Source organism: Rathayibacter sp. AY1A2 (assembly GCF_002930935.1).
Taxonomy (GTDB): Bacteria; Actinomycetota; Actinomycetes; order Actinomycetales; family Microbacteriaceae; genus Rathayibacter.
This window is the reverse complement of the sequence record NZ_PSTP01000017.1, coordinates 15,389-30,110: the sequence shown is the minus strand read 5'-3', so window position 1 is coordinate 30,110 and position 14,722 is coordinate 15,389. Positions and strand designations below refer to the sequence as shown.

Sequence of the window (14,722 nt, the reverse complement as noted above, 5' to 3'; positions counted from 1 at the left end):
GGGTGCCGCGGCCCTCGACGCCCCGATGACCGCGCGCCGGAGCGCTCCCTGGCTCCTCGTCGTGGCGGTCGCCCTGGTCGCGCTGGTCCTGCGCGGTCCGATCGTCGCCGTCGCGCCCATCATCGACGCGGTGCGCGAGGACCTCGCGCTGTCCGCGGGCCAGGCGGGGATCCTCACCAGCATCCCCGTGCTCTGCTTCGCCCTGGCGACTCCGCTCGCCCTCCTGGTGATCCGCCGCGCGGGACCCGACGCCGCCGTGACCGTCACGGTGATCGGCGTCGCGCTCGGCACGATCGTCCGATCGATCGGCGACGTGGGACCGGCCGTGGCGGGCACCATCCTGATCGGCGTCTCCATCACGATCGGCAACGTCGTCCTCCCCGTCGTGATCCGGCGGGACGTCGCTCCCGAGCGCGTCGACCTCACGACGGGCGTCTACACCGCAGCCCTCAACGTCGGCTCGACGATCACCTCGCTCGGCACCGCTCCGCTCGCTCTGGCGCTCGGCTGGCGCGGCGCCCTGCTCGTCTGGCTCGCCCTCAACGCCCTCGCTCTGGCCGGCTGGCTCGTGGCCGTAGGGCCTCGGGCGGCCCTGCGTCCGACTCCCCGCCCGTCCCGCGCCGACCGCGCACCGGCCGCACCGGCTCCGCGGATCTTCCGCAGCGCGACCGTGCTGGCGCTCGCGCTCTGCTTCTCGAGCCAGGCGTTCTCGTACTACGGAGTGACGGCGTGGCTCCCCTCGCTGCTCGTCGACCGCAACGGCTTCTCGATCGCGACCGCGGGCGCGAGCGCCTCGGTGTTCCAGCTCGCCGCGGTCGCCGGCGCCCTCGGCGTCCCGCTCCTGGTCCGGAGGCTCGGACCGCTGGGGAGCATCGTGCTCGTCGGCCTCCTCTGGTGCACGGTGCCGGCGGGGCTGCTGCTCGCGCCGCAGCTCTGGGCGCTCTGGTGCGTGCTGGGCGGCGCGGCCCAGGGCGGAGGATTCACGGTGGTCTTCGTGCTCGTCGTGCGGCTCTCCCGCTCCGACGCCCACGCGTCGCGGCTCTCGGCCACGGTGCAGGGGATCGGCTACGCCGTGGCCGCCACCGCCCCGACCGTCATCGGGTTCGCGCACGACGCGAGCGGCGGCTGGGAGGCTCCCCTGCTGACCGTCCTCGCCGCGACCTGCTCCTTCCTCCTCTTCGGCACCCTCGCCGCTGCGCGCCAGCGCCGAGCCTGACCCGCGACACGACCGGCCGCGCCGTCAAGGGGGCCGTCCGACGACTGTCGGCCCCGTAGCGTGTCCGCATGGCCGAGCAGAGCACGACCCGCGAGAAGACAGCGCCCGATCCCGACGATTCCCGGAAGCCCGACGACGTCACCGACATCACCAAGCGCTCCTGGTTCTACGTCCTCAAGAAGACGGCCCGCGAGTTCGGCGCTGACCAGTGCACCGACCTCGCCGCCGCGCTCACCTACTACGCCGTGCTCGCGCTCTTCCCCGCCCTGCTCGCGATCGTGTCGGTGCTGGGGCTCTTCGGCCAGGCGCAGGCCACCACTGATCTGGTGCTCGACCTGATCGGGAACCTCGCGTCGAGCGAGGTCGTCGACCTGCTGCGCGACCCGATCCAGGCGCTGACCAGCTCCTCCGCCGCGGGTCTCGCCTTCGTGACCGGTGTCGTCGGAGCGATCTGGTCCGCCTCCGGCTACGTCGGCGCCTTCGGCCGCGCGATGAACCGCGTCTACCAGATCGACGAGGGGCGCCCCTTCTGGAAGCTCCGCCCGACGATGCTCGGCGTGACCGTGGTGACGGTCGTCCTGATCGTGATCGCGGCGCTCATCCTCGTGCTCAGCGGACCGGTCGCGACCGCCGTCGGCGACGTCGTGGGCCTCGGCCCCGCCGCCCTCACCGTGTGGAACATCGCGAAATGGCCGGTGCTCGTGGTCATCGCGATCGTGATCGTCGCGACCCTGTACTACTGGGCGCCCAACATCCGCCAGCCGAAGTTCCGCTGGATCAGCATCGGATCGATCGTCGCCCTGGCGATCTGGCTGATCGCCTCGACCGGCTTCGCGTTCTACGTGGCCAACTTCTCCAACTACAACAAGACCTACGGCTCGCTCGGCGCGGTGATCGTCTTCCTCCTCTGGATCTGGATCACCAACATCGCCCTGCTCTTCGGCGCGGAGTTCGACGCCGAGCTCGAGCGCGGACGCGAGCTGCAGGCGGGCATCGAGGCGGAGGAGACCATCCAGCTCCCCCCGCGCGACACCGCCGCGAGCGACAAGAAGGCGGCCGTGCACGAGAAGGACGTCCGCGACGGGCGCTGGCTGCGGCTGGCGAGCGAGAACCGCAGCGACCAGGGCACGGCCCAGGACGACGAGGCCGCGAAGAAGAAGTGACTCAGGACTCGGACGACCAGAGCGCGCGGTAGTAGGCCGCGCGCTCGTCGTCCGGATCCGCTCCGTACTCCGCGAGGAGCAGCGGGGTGTGGCCGGGGCCGTAGTTCCAGCCGAGGCTGACGGCGGCGACCGCCAGATCCGCCCAGCGGTCACCCACGCCCAGGTCGCCGACGTCGACCGTGCCGCTCCAGCGTCCGTCGTCGTCGACGAGCGTGTTCGGAGCGCACGCGTCGCCGTGCACCACGACGGGGTCCACGAGCTCCGGAGCCGCGCCGAGCGCCGACGGCCGGCGCGCGAACCAGGAGTCGTCGCGCAGCTCCTCGGGCACCGCGTCGACGGGGAGCGCGTGGACCGCCCGCAGGCCGGCCGCGATCGCGCGGACGGCCTCCTCCGGCCGGGCTGTCCACTCCGGGTCGACGGCGCTCCGCCCGGCCAGCGGTGCGGTGAGGAGCCACTGCCCCTCCTCGTCCTCGCCCGCCTCCAGGATCCGGGGCGCGTCGATCCGCCCCTCCAGCCAGCGCAGACGCGCGATCTCGCGACGGAGGTCGACGCCCGTGGACCGGGGATTCCACTTCAGGTACCCGGCGTCCACGCGGAAGGTCAGCCCGTCGAGCTCGTTGCGCCAGACGAGCGCCGGATCGGTGCCGCCGTTCAGGCGCCTCGCCGGCGACGGGATCCGGACGCCCTCGAGCGAGGACTGCCGTGCGAGGTCCGGACCGCTCATGCCCTCAGGGTAGGCGCCCCGATCCTGAGAGGATCCGCATGCCGCGGACCGCGCCACCCGCCTCCTCCGAGCAGCGCGCCCTTACCCTGACGGGCGTGCCGGATCAGCCGCCCGGCGCGATCCGGTGACGAGGGAGCCCCCGTGACGCAGAGCGACGACGACCGCGGGCCCGTGCAGCCCGACTTCTCGAAGGAGCAGGAGGGCTACCGTCCCGGCCTCAAGCCCCGGCAGCTGCAGATGATCGCCATCGGCGGCGCGATCGGCACCGGCCTCTTCCTCGGCGCCGGCGGCCGACTCGCCACCGCCGGTCCCTCGCTCGTCGTCGTGTACGCGGTCTGCGGCGTCTTCGCCTACCTGATCCTCCGCGCGCTCGGCGAGCTGGTCCTGCACCGGCCGAGCTCGGGCTCCTTCATCTCCTACGCCCGCGAGTTCCTGGGCGAGAAGGCCGCCTTCGTCGCCGGATGGATGTACTTCCTGAACTGGGCGATGACCGCGATCGCCGACGTCACCGCGGTGGCCCTGTACGTGAAGTACTGGTCGCTCTTCTCCTCCGTGCCCCAGTGGCTCCTCGCACTCATCGCCCTGGTCGTCGTGCTCTCGCTGAACCTCGTCTCGGTCAAGGTCTTCGGGGAGCTGGAGTTCTGGTTCGCGCTCATCAAGGTCACGGCGCTGGTGGTCTTCCTGGTGATCGGCGTCGTCGTGCTCGCCGCGGGCTGGCCGCTGCAGTCCGGCGGCGTCGCCGTGGACCCCGGGATCAGCCTCTGGACCGACAACGGCGGCATCCTGCCCGGCGGCCTGATCGCCAGCGTCCTGGTCGTCCAGGGCGTGGTGTTCGCCTACTCCGGAGTCGAGCTGGTCGGCACGGCGGCGGGCGAGACCGCGGAGCCGGCGAAGGTCATCCCACGCGCCATCAACTCGGTCATCCTGCGCATCGCCGTCTTCTACGTCGGCTCGGTGCTGCTGCTGACACTGCTGCTGCCCTACACGGCCTACTCGAAGGGCGAGAGCCCGTTCGTCACGTTCTTCGGCTCGCTGGGCGACGGCTCCTCGGGCGAGATCGCCGGATCGATCATGAACTTCGTCGTGCTGACGGCCGCGCTCTCCAGCATCAACGCCGGGCTCTACTCGACCGGCCGCATCCTCCGCTCCATGGCGCTCAACGGCTCCGCCCCCGCCTTCACCGGCCGGATGAACAAGCAGGGCGTCCCCTACGGCGGCATCCTGCTCACGGCGAGCATCACCCTGATCGGGATCGTGCTGAACCTCTTCGTGCCGTCCGAGGCCTTCGAGATCGTCCTCAACGTCTCGGCGCTGGGCATCGTCACGGGCTGGGGCATGATCGTCCTCTGCCAGATGCAGCTGCAGCGCTGGGCGGCTCAGGGGCGCCTGGAGCGCCCGTCCTTCCGGATGCCCGGCGCCCCGGTGACCTCGTGGCTCACCCTGGCGTTCCTGGTGATCGTGGTGGTCCTCATCGCCGTCGACTTCCCGACCGGCACCTGGACCGTGGGGATCGTCGCGGTGGTCGGCGTGCCCGCCCTGATCGTGGGCTGGCACGTCGCGAAGCCGCGCATCCTGGCGATCGCGTCCGCCCGTGACGGCTTCACCGGCGCCCACCCCGTGATCGCCGCCCGTCCGGCCTCCGAGGCCAAGCGCGACGGGAACGAGCGGCGCCGCGAGTAGGGCGGGTCAGCGCCGGCGGAGGTAGCGCAGGAGCAGCGTGTCGCCGGCGCTGAGCACGTGCGCCAGGTGCTGCGGGCGCGGCCCGGGGACGTCGCCGCGGGCGAGCCTCCCGGAGTCCCCCGCCTCGAGCGTCGGAGCGACGGTCAGGCAGAGCTCGTCGACGGCGTCCGCGGCGAGGAGGGTCCCGAGCAGCGACGGACCGCCCTCGCAGTGGATCCTGCCGAGCCCCCGCTCCGCGAGCTGCGCCCGCATCCGCGTCGCGTCGAGCTCTGCGTCGCCGCAGACGAGCACGACGGCGACCTCGGCGAGCTCCGCGCGGCGGCGGGCCGGCGAGGAGCCGGTGGTCACGACGATCGGGCGCACCGGCGCCTCGGTGAAGAACCGCGAGGCGGGATCGAGGTCGAGCGACCTTGAGACGATCGCGAAGACGGGCTGCGGGGCGAGCCCGGTGCCGAGCCGCGCCCGCACGGACTCGTCGCTCAGCACCATCGGGCCGTAGCCCTCGGTCCGCACCGTGCCGGCCGCGACGAGCACGACGTCGGCGAGCCGGCGGAGCAGGTCGAACACGCGCAGGTCCGCCGCGCCCCCGAGATCGCCCGAGACGCCGTCGCGGGTGACCGCTCCGTCGACGCTCGCGACGAAGTTGACCCGGAGCCACTGCTCGCCGGCCCCGTCCGCGTAGAGGGCCACCAGAGCCTGGTCGGACAGGTCCTGCCCGGCCGGCGACAGGCCGTCGATTCGGGCGCTCACGCCGCCGGCTCCACGTTGTGGCGGAGGAAGACGGGCGCCCGCCAGCCCAGCACCGCCTCCGTCATCCGCACGGCGTCCACCGCCTGGCGCACGTCGTGCATGCGCACGATCCGCGCACCGTTCAGGATGCAGATCACCGCGGCGGCGAGGGAGCCCTCGAGGCGCTCCCCCTGCGGCCGGTCCAGCGCCTCGCCGATGAAGTCCTTGTTGGAGACCGCGGCGAGCACCGGGAAGCCGAGCGCGGCCACCTCGCCCAGCCGGCGGGTGAGCTCGAGCGTGTGCAGGGTGTTCTTGTTCAGGTCGTGACCCGGATCGACGATGATCCTCCCGGCAGGCACTCCACCCGAGAGCGCGCGATCGACGCGGCTCCGCAGGTGGTCGACCACCGTCGCCACGACGTCGTCGTACTCGGGTCTCTCCGGCTCGCTGCGGGGAGCGCCCACGCTGTGGGTGATGACGAGCTGAGCGGAGGAGGAGGCGACGACCTCGAGCATCCGGGGGTCGTGCAGCCCGCTCGTGTCGTTGATGACGGAGGCGCCCGCGGCGATGCTCGCGCGCGCGACCTCTGCGCTCGTCGTGTCCACCGAGACGACCACGTCGCTCCGCTCCGCGATGCCCGCCACGACGGGGACGACCCGGTCGAGCTCCTCCTGGAGCGTGACAGCGGGGCCGCGGCCGAACGGCACTCCGCCGATGTCGACCCAGTCGGCGCCGAGCTCCGCGGCGCGCACGGCGGCCGCGATGGCGCTGTCCAGAGCGAAGGTGGAGCCCTTGTCGTAGAAGGAGTCGGGTGTGCGGTTCACGACCGCCATCACGGCCACCTGCCGCTCGAAGTCGAACTCTCGTCCGCCGATGTGCCGCGTGGTCATGGGCGCGTCCCTCCCGCTCGGAGCGCCGGGAGAAGGCCGGCGCCGCTCACCCTAGACGAGCGGAGTCGGCGGAGGCTGGAGCGGGCCGCCCTCGAGCAGTGCCTGGAAGAGGACGTGGTCCTGCCACTCCCCGGCGATCCGCAGGTAGCGCCGCGCGACGCCGATCCGCTCGAAGCCGTTGCGCTGCAGCACGGTCTGCGATCCGACGTTGTGGAGGAGCGTCCCGGCCTGCACGCGGTGCAGCCCCAGATCCTCCCGCGCGGTGCGCAGGACGGCTCCGACCGCGCGGGTCATCACGCCGCGGCCCTCCAGATCGCTGTCGAGCCAGTAGCCGAGATCGCCGCTGTCGAAGGCGCCGCGGACGATGTTCGCGAGGGTCAGCCGACCGACGATCACGCCGCCCGCGTCGAGGACGAGCGGGAGGACGCTGCCGGCGCGGTGCGCGGCGAGCGCGTCCGCGACGGCGTCGGTCTGGCCCCCCGCCTCGAAGAAGCGGGTCGAGCGCGTCGGCTCCCAGGGCGCGAGGTGCCGGCGGTTGCGCCGGTACGCGGCGGCGAGGGCCGGTCCGTCGTCCCGCGAGACGAGCCGCAGGAGGGTGCCCTGGTCGTCGACGGGGATCGGGGCGGGCATCCTGCGAGGGTAGCGCCGGAGCCGGGAACGACAGAACCCCCGGCCAGGGGCCGGGGGTTCTCGTGGTGGGCGATACTGGGATCGAACCAGTGACCTCTTCCGTGTCAGGGAAGCGCGCTACCGCTGCGCCAATCGCCCGTTGCTCCGTGCGGAGCGCCTCGTTCGGTGAACGATCGAGGTGGATACGGGATTCGAACCCGTGTATACGGCTTTGCAGGCCGCTGCCTCGCCTCTCGGCCAATCCACCGTGTACGGGATTCGGTGTCGGCGGCCCGAGGGCCGACCAGGTGGGAGGCACCCGAGGGTGCCGTCCCGATGACGCCGGTCCGAGGACCGGTGTTCGAGCGGATGACGAGATTCGAACTCGCGACCCTCACCTTGGCAAGGTGATGCGCTACCGCTGCGCCACATCCGCATGTAGGTCGTACTGGTGTTGCAGTCTTGCGTGTCGTGCTGTCTTGCTGCCTTGCTGTCTTGCTGTCTGTCCGGCGCTTTCGCTGCCCGGCTCGACCTAGAAGAATGTATACGACAGCGGCGCCGGAATCCAAATCGAGCGGACGCCGATCCCGCCGCTCGGAGTCCGATCCGCGTCTTTCCGCGCGAAACCGGCTCGTCGCCGTCCGTTCACCCGGGCGTGGCGGGCGTCGGCGGTGCATCCGGGCCCCGCGGATCCGCTACGATCGTCTCTCGGGTCGTCCAGCACGTCCCCCTGGGCGATTGGCGCAGTTGGTAGCGCGCTTCCTTCACACGGAAGAGGTCATCGGTTCGAGTCCGGTATCGCCCACCCTCACCCCCGGTCCGTGCTCACGCACTCGGCCGGGGGTTCTCTCGTCCCGCCGCGGTCGTCCTCCGGCCTCGCAGCGCCCAGTCGAAGGAGCCGACCCGCGATGATGGGCCGCTCGCACGCCGTCTCCGGTGCGCTCGCCTGGGCCGTCTCCGCCTCCGTGCCCGCCGTCGCCGGGCCCCTCGGCCTCGCGGGTCTCCCGCTCGACCTCCGACTGGTCGGCCTCGGAGTCGCCGCCGGCTGGGCCCTGGTGCCCGACGCGGACCACGCGAGCGCGACCGTCTCCCGCTCGGCGCCGGGCGCCTCCCTGCTCACGGCGACCGCGGGCCGGATCAGCGGAGGGCACCGGCACGGGATGCACTCGCTGCTCGCGGTCGCCGTCGTCTGGTACCTGGTGCCGGTGCTCACGGCGCTGCGCTTCCCGGTGCCGGTCGTCGGCCCCGTCGCCGTGGCCGCCGTGCTCACGCTGCCCGCCCTCGCGTTCGCCGCGAAGGCCGTCCGGGCCGCCCCCTCCTGGCGCATCGCCTGGGCCGGGGCGACGGTCGTCACGGTCCTGCTCGTCGCGCTCGCCGACGGCACCTGGGCGTGGCTCCGGGTCGCCGCGACGCTGGGCTACCTCGTGCACGTGGCCGGCGACGCCCTCACGACCGGCGGGATCAACTGGCTGTGGCCGCTGCGCGTGCGCCTGCCGCGGCGCCTGCGCCGGACACCGCTGCGCCACGTCTGGACCACCGGCGGCTACGCCGCGCTGCCCGTCCTGGGCTCCGCCGGGTCCTGGCGCGAGACGGTCCTCTACTGGCTGATGTCCGCGGCGACGATCGTGCTCACCGCCTCGATGATCACGGCCGAGCTGCTGTAGCCCGGGGCGCCCTCCTCAGAAGACCTTCCCCGGGTTCATGATCCCCAGCGGGTCGAACACGGCCTTGATCCCGCGCTGGAGCGCCAGCGAGTCCTCGCCCAGCTCCTCCGCCAGCCAGCGCCGCTTGAGCAGTCCCACGCCGTGCTCGCCCGTGAGCGTGCCGCCGAGGGCCAGGGCCGTGCGGAAGAGCTCCGCCGCGGCGCCCCAGACGTCCTCCCCCACGGGTCCGTCCCCCGCGGGCAGCACGAAGTTCGGATGGAGGTTCCCGTCCCCCGCGTGGGCGACGGTGGGGATGCTGAGCCCCGTCCGCTCCTCGATGCCGCGGATCGCCGCGAACATCGCCGGCAGCGCGGAGCGGGGCACGCAGACGTCCTCGATCAGCACGCGGCCCTCCGCCTCGAGCGCCGGGTGGAAGGCCCGGCGGACGGCCAGCAGAGCCTCACCCTCGGCCGGGTCCTCGGTCGCCTCGGCGGCGCCCCCGGAGGCGGTCACGATGTCGAGGACGCGCTGCGACTCCTCCGCCGCTCCTCCGCCGTCCGTCTGGACGAGGAGGTAGGCGGCACCGCGGTCCAGCATCGCTCCGGTGTAGCGCGAGATCGCGGCGAGCGCCGCCTCGTCCATCAGCTCCATCACCGCGGGACGGAGCCGCGCGGCGGTGATCGCGGCGGAGGCGGCTGCCGCGGCGACGACGCTCGGGAAGTACGCGCCGACCGTGACCACGCGCCCGGTCGGGATCGGGCGGAGCTTCACGGTGGCCTCCACGATGACGCCCAGCGTCCCCTCGGAGCCGGTCAGGAGCGCGGTGAGGTCGTACCCTGTGACTCCCTTCACGCTGCGGCGGCCGGTGCGGAGCAGTCGCCCGTCGGGGAGGACGACCGTCAACCCGAGCACCGCCTCCCGGGTCACGCCGTACTTGGCGCACAGCAGCCCCCCGGCGTTCGTCGCGATGTTGCCGCCGATGCTCGAGATCGCGCGGCTCGCGGGGTCGGGCGAGAACACGAGGCCGTGCGGAGCGACAGCGTCCGACAGCGCCTGATTGATGACCCCGGGCTCGACCACCGCCAGCTCGTCCTCGAGAGACACCTCGAGGATGCGGTCCATCGCGGCGGTCGAGAGGACGAGCGCTCCCCCGCTCGCCACTCCCCCGGCAGCGAGGCCCGTTCCCGCTCCGCGCGGCACGACCGGGAGCCGGTGCTCCGTCGCTATGCGCAGCGCCGCCTGCACGTCCTCGACCGAGCGCGCAGCGACGAGCGCGAGCGCGCGACCCGGTGCGGAGAAGCCCGACTTGTCGGTGTGCACGGCCTCGAACCCGGGGCCCTCGGTCAGGACCGCGTCTCCGAGCGCGTCGCGCAGCTGTCGGAGGATCTCGTGGTCGTGCATGGTTCACTCCGTGCGGTCGCGGGCGGGTCCTGCCGATCCTTCCACGGGCGCGGGGCAGGATGGCGGGATGACCGGAGAGACGCGATGGCCGCGGTGACGAGCGCGGGGATCCTGCTGCACCGCGAGGGCCCCTCCGGCACCGAGGTGTTCCTCGGGCGGATGGGCGGCCCCTTCTGGACCCGGCGCCCCCGCGCGTGGACGATCCCGAAGGGCGTGCACACGGGCGACGAGACGCCGCTGGACGCCGCGCGCCGCGAGTTCGAGGAGGAGACCGGCGCTCCTCCGCCCGAAGGGGAGCTGACCCTCCTCGGCGCGTTCCGGCAGAGCGCGGCCAAGACCGTCACGGTCTTCGCCGGGCGCGGACACGCGGACACCGCCTTCGTCGCGAGCAACACCTTCGAGCTGGAGTGGCCGCGGGGCTCCGGCGTGCTGCGCAGCTTCCCCGAGCTGGAGGACGCCCGGTGGCACCCGCTCGACGAGGCCCGCTCGCTGGTGGTGGCCGGGCAGGTCGCCGCCCTCGACGCGCTGGCCGCGCTGCTGGCGGATCCGGACGGCGGGGACCGGGCCGGCACCGCCCCCTAGTCCGCGGTCGCGTAGACCCGCAGGCCCAGCGGCACGATCCGCACCACGGCCTCGTCGAATCCGTCGCGGGAGCCGTCGAAGCGCTCGGTCTCGCCGTCGTGCGCCCACTCGGGGTCGTCCCCCGCGGGTCGGCGCGCGCCGACGGTGATCTCCGGCGTCGAGAACGACTCCACCACCGGTGTCCGCCAGCCGGGCACACGGCCGACCACCGGGGTCGCCGTACGGCCGAGCAGGAGCGAGAACGCTCCCCGGGTGCGAGGAGTCCGTCCTGAGTGCAGGATGCGCACGTCGAGGTGGCCGTCGTCGAGCCGACGCCGGGCGAGCGGGGCGGCCGTGCGCGGGTGCTCCTGATTCACCCCGACGAAGTACGACCAGACGAGCTGCGTGCGCCCGTCGCGCCGGAGCTCGAACGGATCGGTGCGCCGCACGACCGAGAGGGCCGCGATCACGGCGGCGAGCGGCTTCCCGATCCGCTTCTCGCGCTTCTCGCGTGCCGCGACGAACTCCGGGTAGACGCCGATCGAGACCGTGTTGAGCACCGTGACCGGGTCTCCCCCGTCCGCGACGACCTCGGCCACGTCGACGTCGCGGCGCTCGCCGATCGTCGCCGCGTCGAGCGCGTCCTGGACGGTGAGCAGCCCCAGCGCCTTCGCGAAGTGGTTCATGGTCCCGCCCGGCAGCACGAGCAGCGTCATCCCCTCGGCGCGGGCGAGAGCGGCACCGACCGACATGGTCCCGTCCCCGCCGTAGATCCCGAGCACCCGGGGCGGAGAGTCCCCCGAGCGCGCCTCGCGCACCACGTCGGCGAGGTCCTCCCCCTCGGTCAGCCGGTGCACGCGCGCCTTCGGGAACCGGGCCCGGACCAGCGGCTCGGGATCGGGGCGGTGCGAGTCCCGGCCCGCGCCGGGGTTGAGGACCACGAGGAGGGCGGCGCCGTCCCCCAGCGGGCTGCGGTCGACGGGGGGCCGGGTCGCGCGCTCCGAGACGGGCACGTGGCGCGGCTCGGCCGGCAGGACGGCTCGGCCGACGACCGCGACCGCCGCGCCGAGCGCCGCGCCGCCGAGGACGTCCGAGAGCCAGTGGACGCCGACGTGCAGGCGGGAGAAGGCCACGGCGGCGGCGAGCGGGGCGACCGCCGCCCCCACTCGGGGCGACTCGAGCGCGACCCCGGCGGCGAAGGCAGCGGCGCTCGCCGCGTGCCCCGAGGGGAAGGACGCCGACGTCGGCACCGTCGCCAGGCGCCGGCCGACCGGGACGTCGACGAGGAGCGGCCGGTCGCCGCCGAACACGCGCTTGCCGACCAGATTCGCGAGCGCGCTGGCCGCGGCGAGCGAGGCGGTCCCCCGCAGAGCCTCGCGGGGACGGCCCGCCAGGAGCAGCAGGACGCCGACGCCGGCCCAGAGGACTCCGTGGTCCGCGGCCCGGGAGAGCCCCACGAGCGCCCCGTCGACGACGGGCGACGGGCGACGGGCGTTCAGCCGCCGGGCCGCACGAGCGTCCGCCCGGCGCACGACGCGCGGGACGGTGACGAGTCGGCGGAGCAGGACGGACGGGGGTCGGGTTCCGCGGAGGGCCATGCGCTCAGCGTAGGAGGAGGCGCCTCCGCGGTCCCTGGACCGGTCGACGGCGCGCTACACCTCGCCGAAGCCCGACTCGACCAGATCGCCGAGCCGGCCGACCGCCTCGTGGGCCTGCGGCCCCGACGCCGAGAGGACGACCTCGTCCCCGCGGTCGAGCCCCAGCGACATCACGCCGAGCAGGCTGGTGGCGTCCTTGCCGTTCGCGTCGATCCGGGCGTCGAAGGTGGCGGCGAGCGTGACGAAGTCGGCCGCGGGACGGGCGTGCAGACCGTTCGGGTTGATGAGGCGGACGCGGCGCTGCACGCGCTCGTCACCGGGCGAGGCCTCCTCGGCGGGAGCAGCGAGCGCCTCGCCCCGGGCCGACTCCGCGGCGGCGAGCACCTCGTCCAGCGACGCCCCCGTGCCCGCGGCGACGGCGGCCGCGACCGCCCCCTCCACCAGCGGGGCGTCGGCGATCCGGACCCGGGCGCGCGCGTCGTCGTCGAGGAACTCGACCGCGGTCTCCGCCGTCATGATCGCCGAGCCGAGGTCGCAGAGGACGACGACCCCCTCGCCGGAGTCCGCTTCCGCCAGGGCCGCCGTGATGCGGTCGAAGCTGGTGCCGATGCCGCCGTCGTCCGTCCCGCCCGCGGCGACCAGCGCGACCGAGGCCGCCATCTGCTCCGCGAGCTCGACCAGCCCCTCCGCCAGCTGCGCGCTGTGCGAGACCAGGACCAGCCCGACGCTCACGCCGCCGCCTCGGCTGCTGCGCGGAGCAGGAGAACGGTCGACACGCTGCCGGGATCACGGTGCCCGATGGCGCGCTCGCCGAGGTAGCTGGCGCGTCCCTTGCGGGCGACCAGCGGGTCCGTCGACTCCGCTCCCCTCTGCGCCGCCTCCGCCGCCGCGGCGAGGACGTCGGCCGGAGCCGCTCCCTCCTCGGCGGCGGCCGCGGCCGCGTCGACCGCCGGCGTCCACGCGTCCACCATCGTCTTGTCGCCCACCTCGGCCTTGCCGCGGAGCACGATGCCGTCCCTCGCCGCGGCCAGGAGCGCTGCGACGTCCGCGCCCTCGAGCGCGTCCTCGCCCGCGACCGCGGCGGAGGCCTTCAGGAACGCCGTGCCGAACAGCGGGCCCGAGGCGCCGCCGACGGTGGAGATGAGCGTCGTCGCGACCAGCTTGAGCACGTCCGCCGGGAGCCCCTGCTCCGGCGCCCCGTCCAGCTTCGCGACCACGGCCTGGAAGCCGCGGTCCATGTTCTCGCCGTGGTCCCCGTCGCCGATCGCCCGGTCGAGCGTGATCAGCTCGACCCGGTGCTCCGCGATCGACTCGGCGGCGCGGCGGATCCACGCCGTCGCCCACGCCGCGTCGAGCCCGGCTCCCTGTGCGTCCTGCATGGTCGTCTCCTCCTCGTGGGCCGCTCCTGCGGCTGTCGTTCCGGTCATGGTGTGCGCGCGGGCGCTCAGCGTCCCCACCGCAGCGCCGCGGTCTGCACCGGGGAGTCCCACAGCTCGGTCAGGGCGTCGTCGAGCTTGAGGACGGTGAGCGAGAAGCCCTGCATCTCGAGCGACGTCGTGTAGTTGCCGACGAGGCTGCGTGCGACGGTGATCCCCTTCTCGGCCAGCGCCTCGGCTGCGCGGCGGTAGGCGAGGTACAGCTCGATCTGCGGCGTGCCGCCCATGCCGTTCACCAGGAGCAGCACCTCGTCCCCGGAGGAGAACGGCAGGTCCTCCAGGATCGGGCCGAGGATCCGGTCGACGATGCGGTCGGCCGGCTCCAGCGCGATCTTCTCCCGGCCGGGCTCGCCGTGGATGCCGATGCCGATCTCGATCTCGTCCTCACCCAGCTCGAAGCTCGGCTCGCCCGCGTGCGGGACGATGCACGGCGTGAGGGCGACGCCCATCGAGCGCACGTTCGCGATCACCGTCTCGGCGATTGTCGCGACCTCGTCGAGGGAGTCGCCCCGCTCGGCCGCGGCGCCCGCGATCCGCTCGACCAGCACGGTGCCTGCCACGCCGCGGCGGCCCGCGGTGTAGAGCGAGTCCTTCACCGCGACGTCGTCGTCGACGATCACGCTGCGCACCTCGATCCCCTCGGCGCCGGCGAGGTCGGCCGCGGTCTCGAAGTTCAGGACGTCGCCCGTGTAGTTCTTCACGATGTGCAGCACACCCGCGCCGCCGTCGACGGCCTGCGTGGCCGCGACGATCGGGTCGGGCGTGGGCGAGGTGAAGACGGGACCGGGGACGGCGGCGTCCAGCATCCCGAATCCGACGAAGCCCGCGTGCAGCGGCTCGTGCCCGCTGCCGCCTCCGCTGACGATGCCCACCTTGCCCGAGCGGGGCGCGTCGGCCCGCACCACGAACAGGGGATCCGACACCACCCGGACCAGGTCGGCGTGCGCCAGGCCGAAGCCGGCCACCGACTCCGTGACGACGTTCTTCGGGTCGTTGATGAGCTTCTTCATCGAGGTCTCCTCCAGGATCGGGCCACCACTCGGGCGTCCCGTGACCTGCGGGCGATCCGGCG

The 14,722-nt window shown here is 73.6% G+C and carries 14 protein-coding genes and 4 tRNA genes; 6 read left to right on the top strand and 12 right to left on the bottom strand.

Annotation, left to right across the window (positions count from 1 at the left end):
• Positions 1–25: 25 nt before the first annotated feature.
• Both C5B93_RS13180 and C5B93_RS13175 read left to right on the top strand, forming a co-directional pair.
• On the top strand, positions 26–1,216 hold the full coding sequence (locus C5B93_RS13180; RefSeq protein WP_104292652.1) for a CynX/NimT family MFS transporter: 1,191 nt from the start codon (positions 26–28) through the stop codon (positions 1,214–1,216).
• Positions 1,217–1,284: 68 nt separating this feature from the next.
• A complete protein-coding gene (locus tag C5B93_RS13175; RefSeq protein WP_104224635.1) occupies positions 1,285–2,379 on the top strand; it encodes a YihY/virulence factor BrkB family protein in 1,095 nt (364 codons plus the stop codon).
• A gap of 1 nt (position 2,380) precedes the next feature.
• On the opposite strand, the gene C5B93_RS13170 is transcribed toward C5B93_RS13175, so the two are convergent.
• Positions 2,381–3,103, bottom strand: coding sequence for an aminoglycoside 3'-phosphotransferase (locus C5B93_RS13170; protein WP_104233328.1), 723 nt, complete (start codon positions 3,101–3,103; stop codon positions 2,381–2,383).
• A 141-nt stretch (positions 3,104–3,244) separates the two neighbouring features.
• On the opposite strand from C5B93_RS13170, the gene C5B93_RS13165 reads away from it, so the two are divergent.
• Positions 3,245–4,783, top strand: coding sequence for an amino acid permease (locus C5B93_RS13165; protein WP_258068227.1), 1,539 nt, complete (start codon positions 3,245–3,247; stop codon positions 4,781–4,783).
• A 6-nt stretch (positions 4,784–4,789) separates the two neighbouring features.
• Here C5B93_RS13165 and C5B93_RS13160 read toward each other — a convergent pair whose 3' ends face one another.
• The 6 genes from C5B93_RS13160 to C5B93_RS13135 form a co-directional block, all read right to left on the bottom strand.
• On the bottom strand, positions 4,790–5,533 hold the full coding sequence (locus tag C5B93_RS13160; protein ID WP_104292651.1) for a pyrimidine reductase family protein: 744 nt from the start codon (positions 5,531–5,533) through the stop codon (positions 4,790–4,792).
• A complete protein-coding gene (gene folP, locus C5B93_RS13155) occupies positions 5,530–6,402 on the bottom strand; it encodes a dihydropteroate synthase (protein WP_104246762.1) in 873 nt (290 codons plus the stop codon). Before folP ends, C5B93_RS13160 begins: the two co-directional genes overlap by 4 nt.
• A gap of 51 nt (positions 6,403–6,453) precedes the next feature.
• Positions 6,454–7,032, bottom strand: a complete 579-nt coding sequence (locus C5B93_RS13150) for a GNAT family N-acetyltransferase (protein ID WP_104292650.1) — start codon at positions 7,030–7,032, stop codon at positions 6,454–6,456.
• Between the two features lie 63 nt (positions 7,033–7,095).
• Positions 7,096–7,170, bottom strand: a tRNA-Val gene (locus C5B93_RS13145).
• A 38-nt stretch (positions 7,171–7,208) separates the two neighbouring features.
• A tRNA-Cys gene (locus tag C5B93_RS13140) sits at positions 7,209–7,279 on the bottom strand.
• A gap of 96 nt (positions 7,280–7,375) precedes the next feature.
• Positions 7,376–7,447 (bottom strand) — tRNA-Gly (locus C5B93_RS13135).
• 296 nt (positions 7,448–7,743) lie between these two features.
• Here C5B93_RS13135 and C5B93_RS13130 point away from each other — a divergent pair.
• A tRNA-Val gene (locus tag C5B93_RS13130) sits at positions 7,744–7,816 on the top strand.
• 103 nt (positions 7,817–7,919) lie between these two features.
• A complete protein-coding gene (locus C5B93_RS13125; protein WP_104292649.1) occupies positions 7,920–8,675 on the top strand; it encodes a metal-dependent hydrolase in 756 nt (251 codons plus the stop codon).
• A gap of 15 nt (positions 8,676–8,690) precedes the next feature.
• Here C5B93_RS13125 and C5B93_RS13120 read toward each other — a convergent pair whose 3' ends face one another.
• Positions 8,691–10,055, bottom strand: a complete 1,365-nt coding sequence (locus C5B93_RS13120) for an FAD-binding oxidoreductase (RefSeq protein WP_104292648.1) — start codon at positions 10,053–10,055, stop codon at positions 8,691–8,693.
• 84 nt (positions 10,056–10,139) lie between these two features.
• Here C5B93_RS13120 and C5B93_RS13115 point away from each other — a divergent pair, with 84 nt between their 5' ends.
• Positions 10,140–10,637 (top strand): NUDIX domain-containing protein, encoded by a 498-nt coding sequence (locus tag C5B93_RS13115; protein ID WP_104292647.1) that lies wholly within the window; start codon positions 10,140–10,142, stop codon positions 10,635–10,637.
• Here the strand turns inward: C5B93_RS13115 and C5B93_RS13110 are convergent.
• The 4 genes from C5B93_RS13110 to dhaK form a co-directional block, all read right to left on the bottom strand.
• Complete coding sequence (locus C5B93_RS13110; RefSeq protein ID WP_104292646.1) at positions 10,634–12,214, bottom strand: bifunctional phosphatase PAP2/diacylglycerol kinase family protein; 1,581 nt, start codon at positions 12,212–12,214, stop codon at positions 10,634–10,636. The two genes, C5B93_RS13115 and C5B93_RS13110, sit on opposite strands and share 4 nt — an antisense overlap.
• A 54-nt stretch (positions 12,215–12,268) precedes the next feature.
• Positions 12,269–12,946, bottom strand: a complete 678-nt coding sequence (gene dhaM / locus C5B93_RS13105) for a dihydroxyacetone kinase phosphoryl donor subunit DhaM (protein WP_104225354.1) — start codon at positions 12,944–12,946, stop codon at positions 12,269–12,271.
• Positions 12,943–13,593 carry a dihydroxyacetone kinase subunit DhaL gene (gene dhaL / locus C5B93_RS13100; protein ID WP_104251072.1) on the bottom strand — a complete coding sequence of 217 codons (651 nt, stop codon included), beginning with the start codon at positions 13,591–13,593 and terminating at the stop codon, positions 12,943–12,945. Before dhaL ends, dhaM begins: the two co-directional genes overlap by 4 nt.
• Before the next feature lie 65 nt (positions 13,594–13,658).
• Positions 13,659–14,660: a dihydroxyacetone kinase subunit DhaK gene (gene dhaK, locus C5B93_RS13095; protein WP_104224645.1), complete on the bottom strand. Its 1,002-nt coding sequence runs from the start codon at positions 14,658–14,660 to the stop codon at positions 13,659–13,661.
• Positions 14,661–14,722 lie beyond the last annotated feature (62 nt).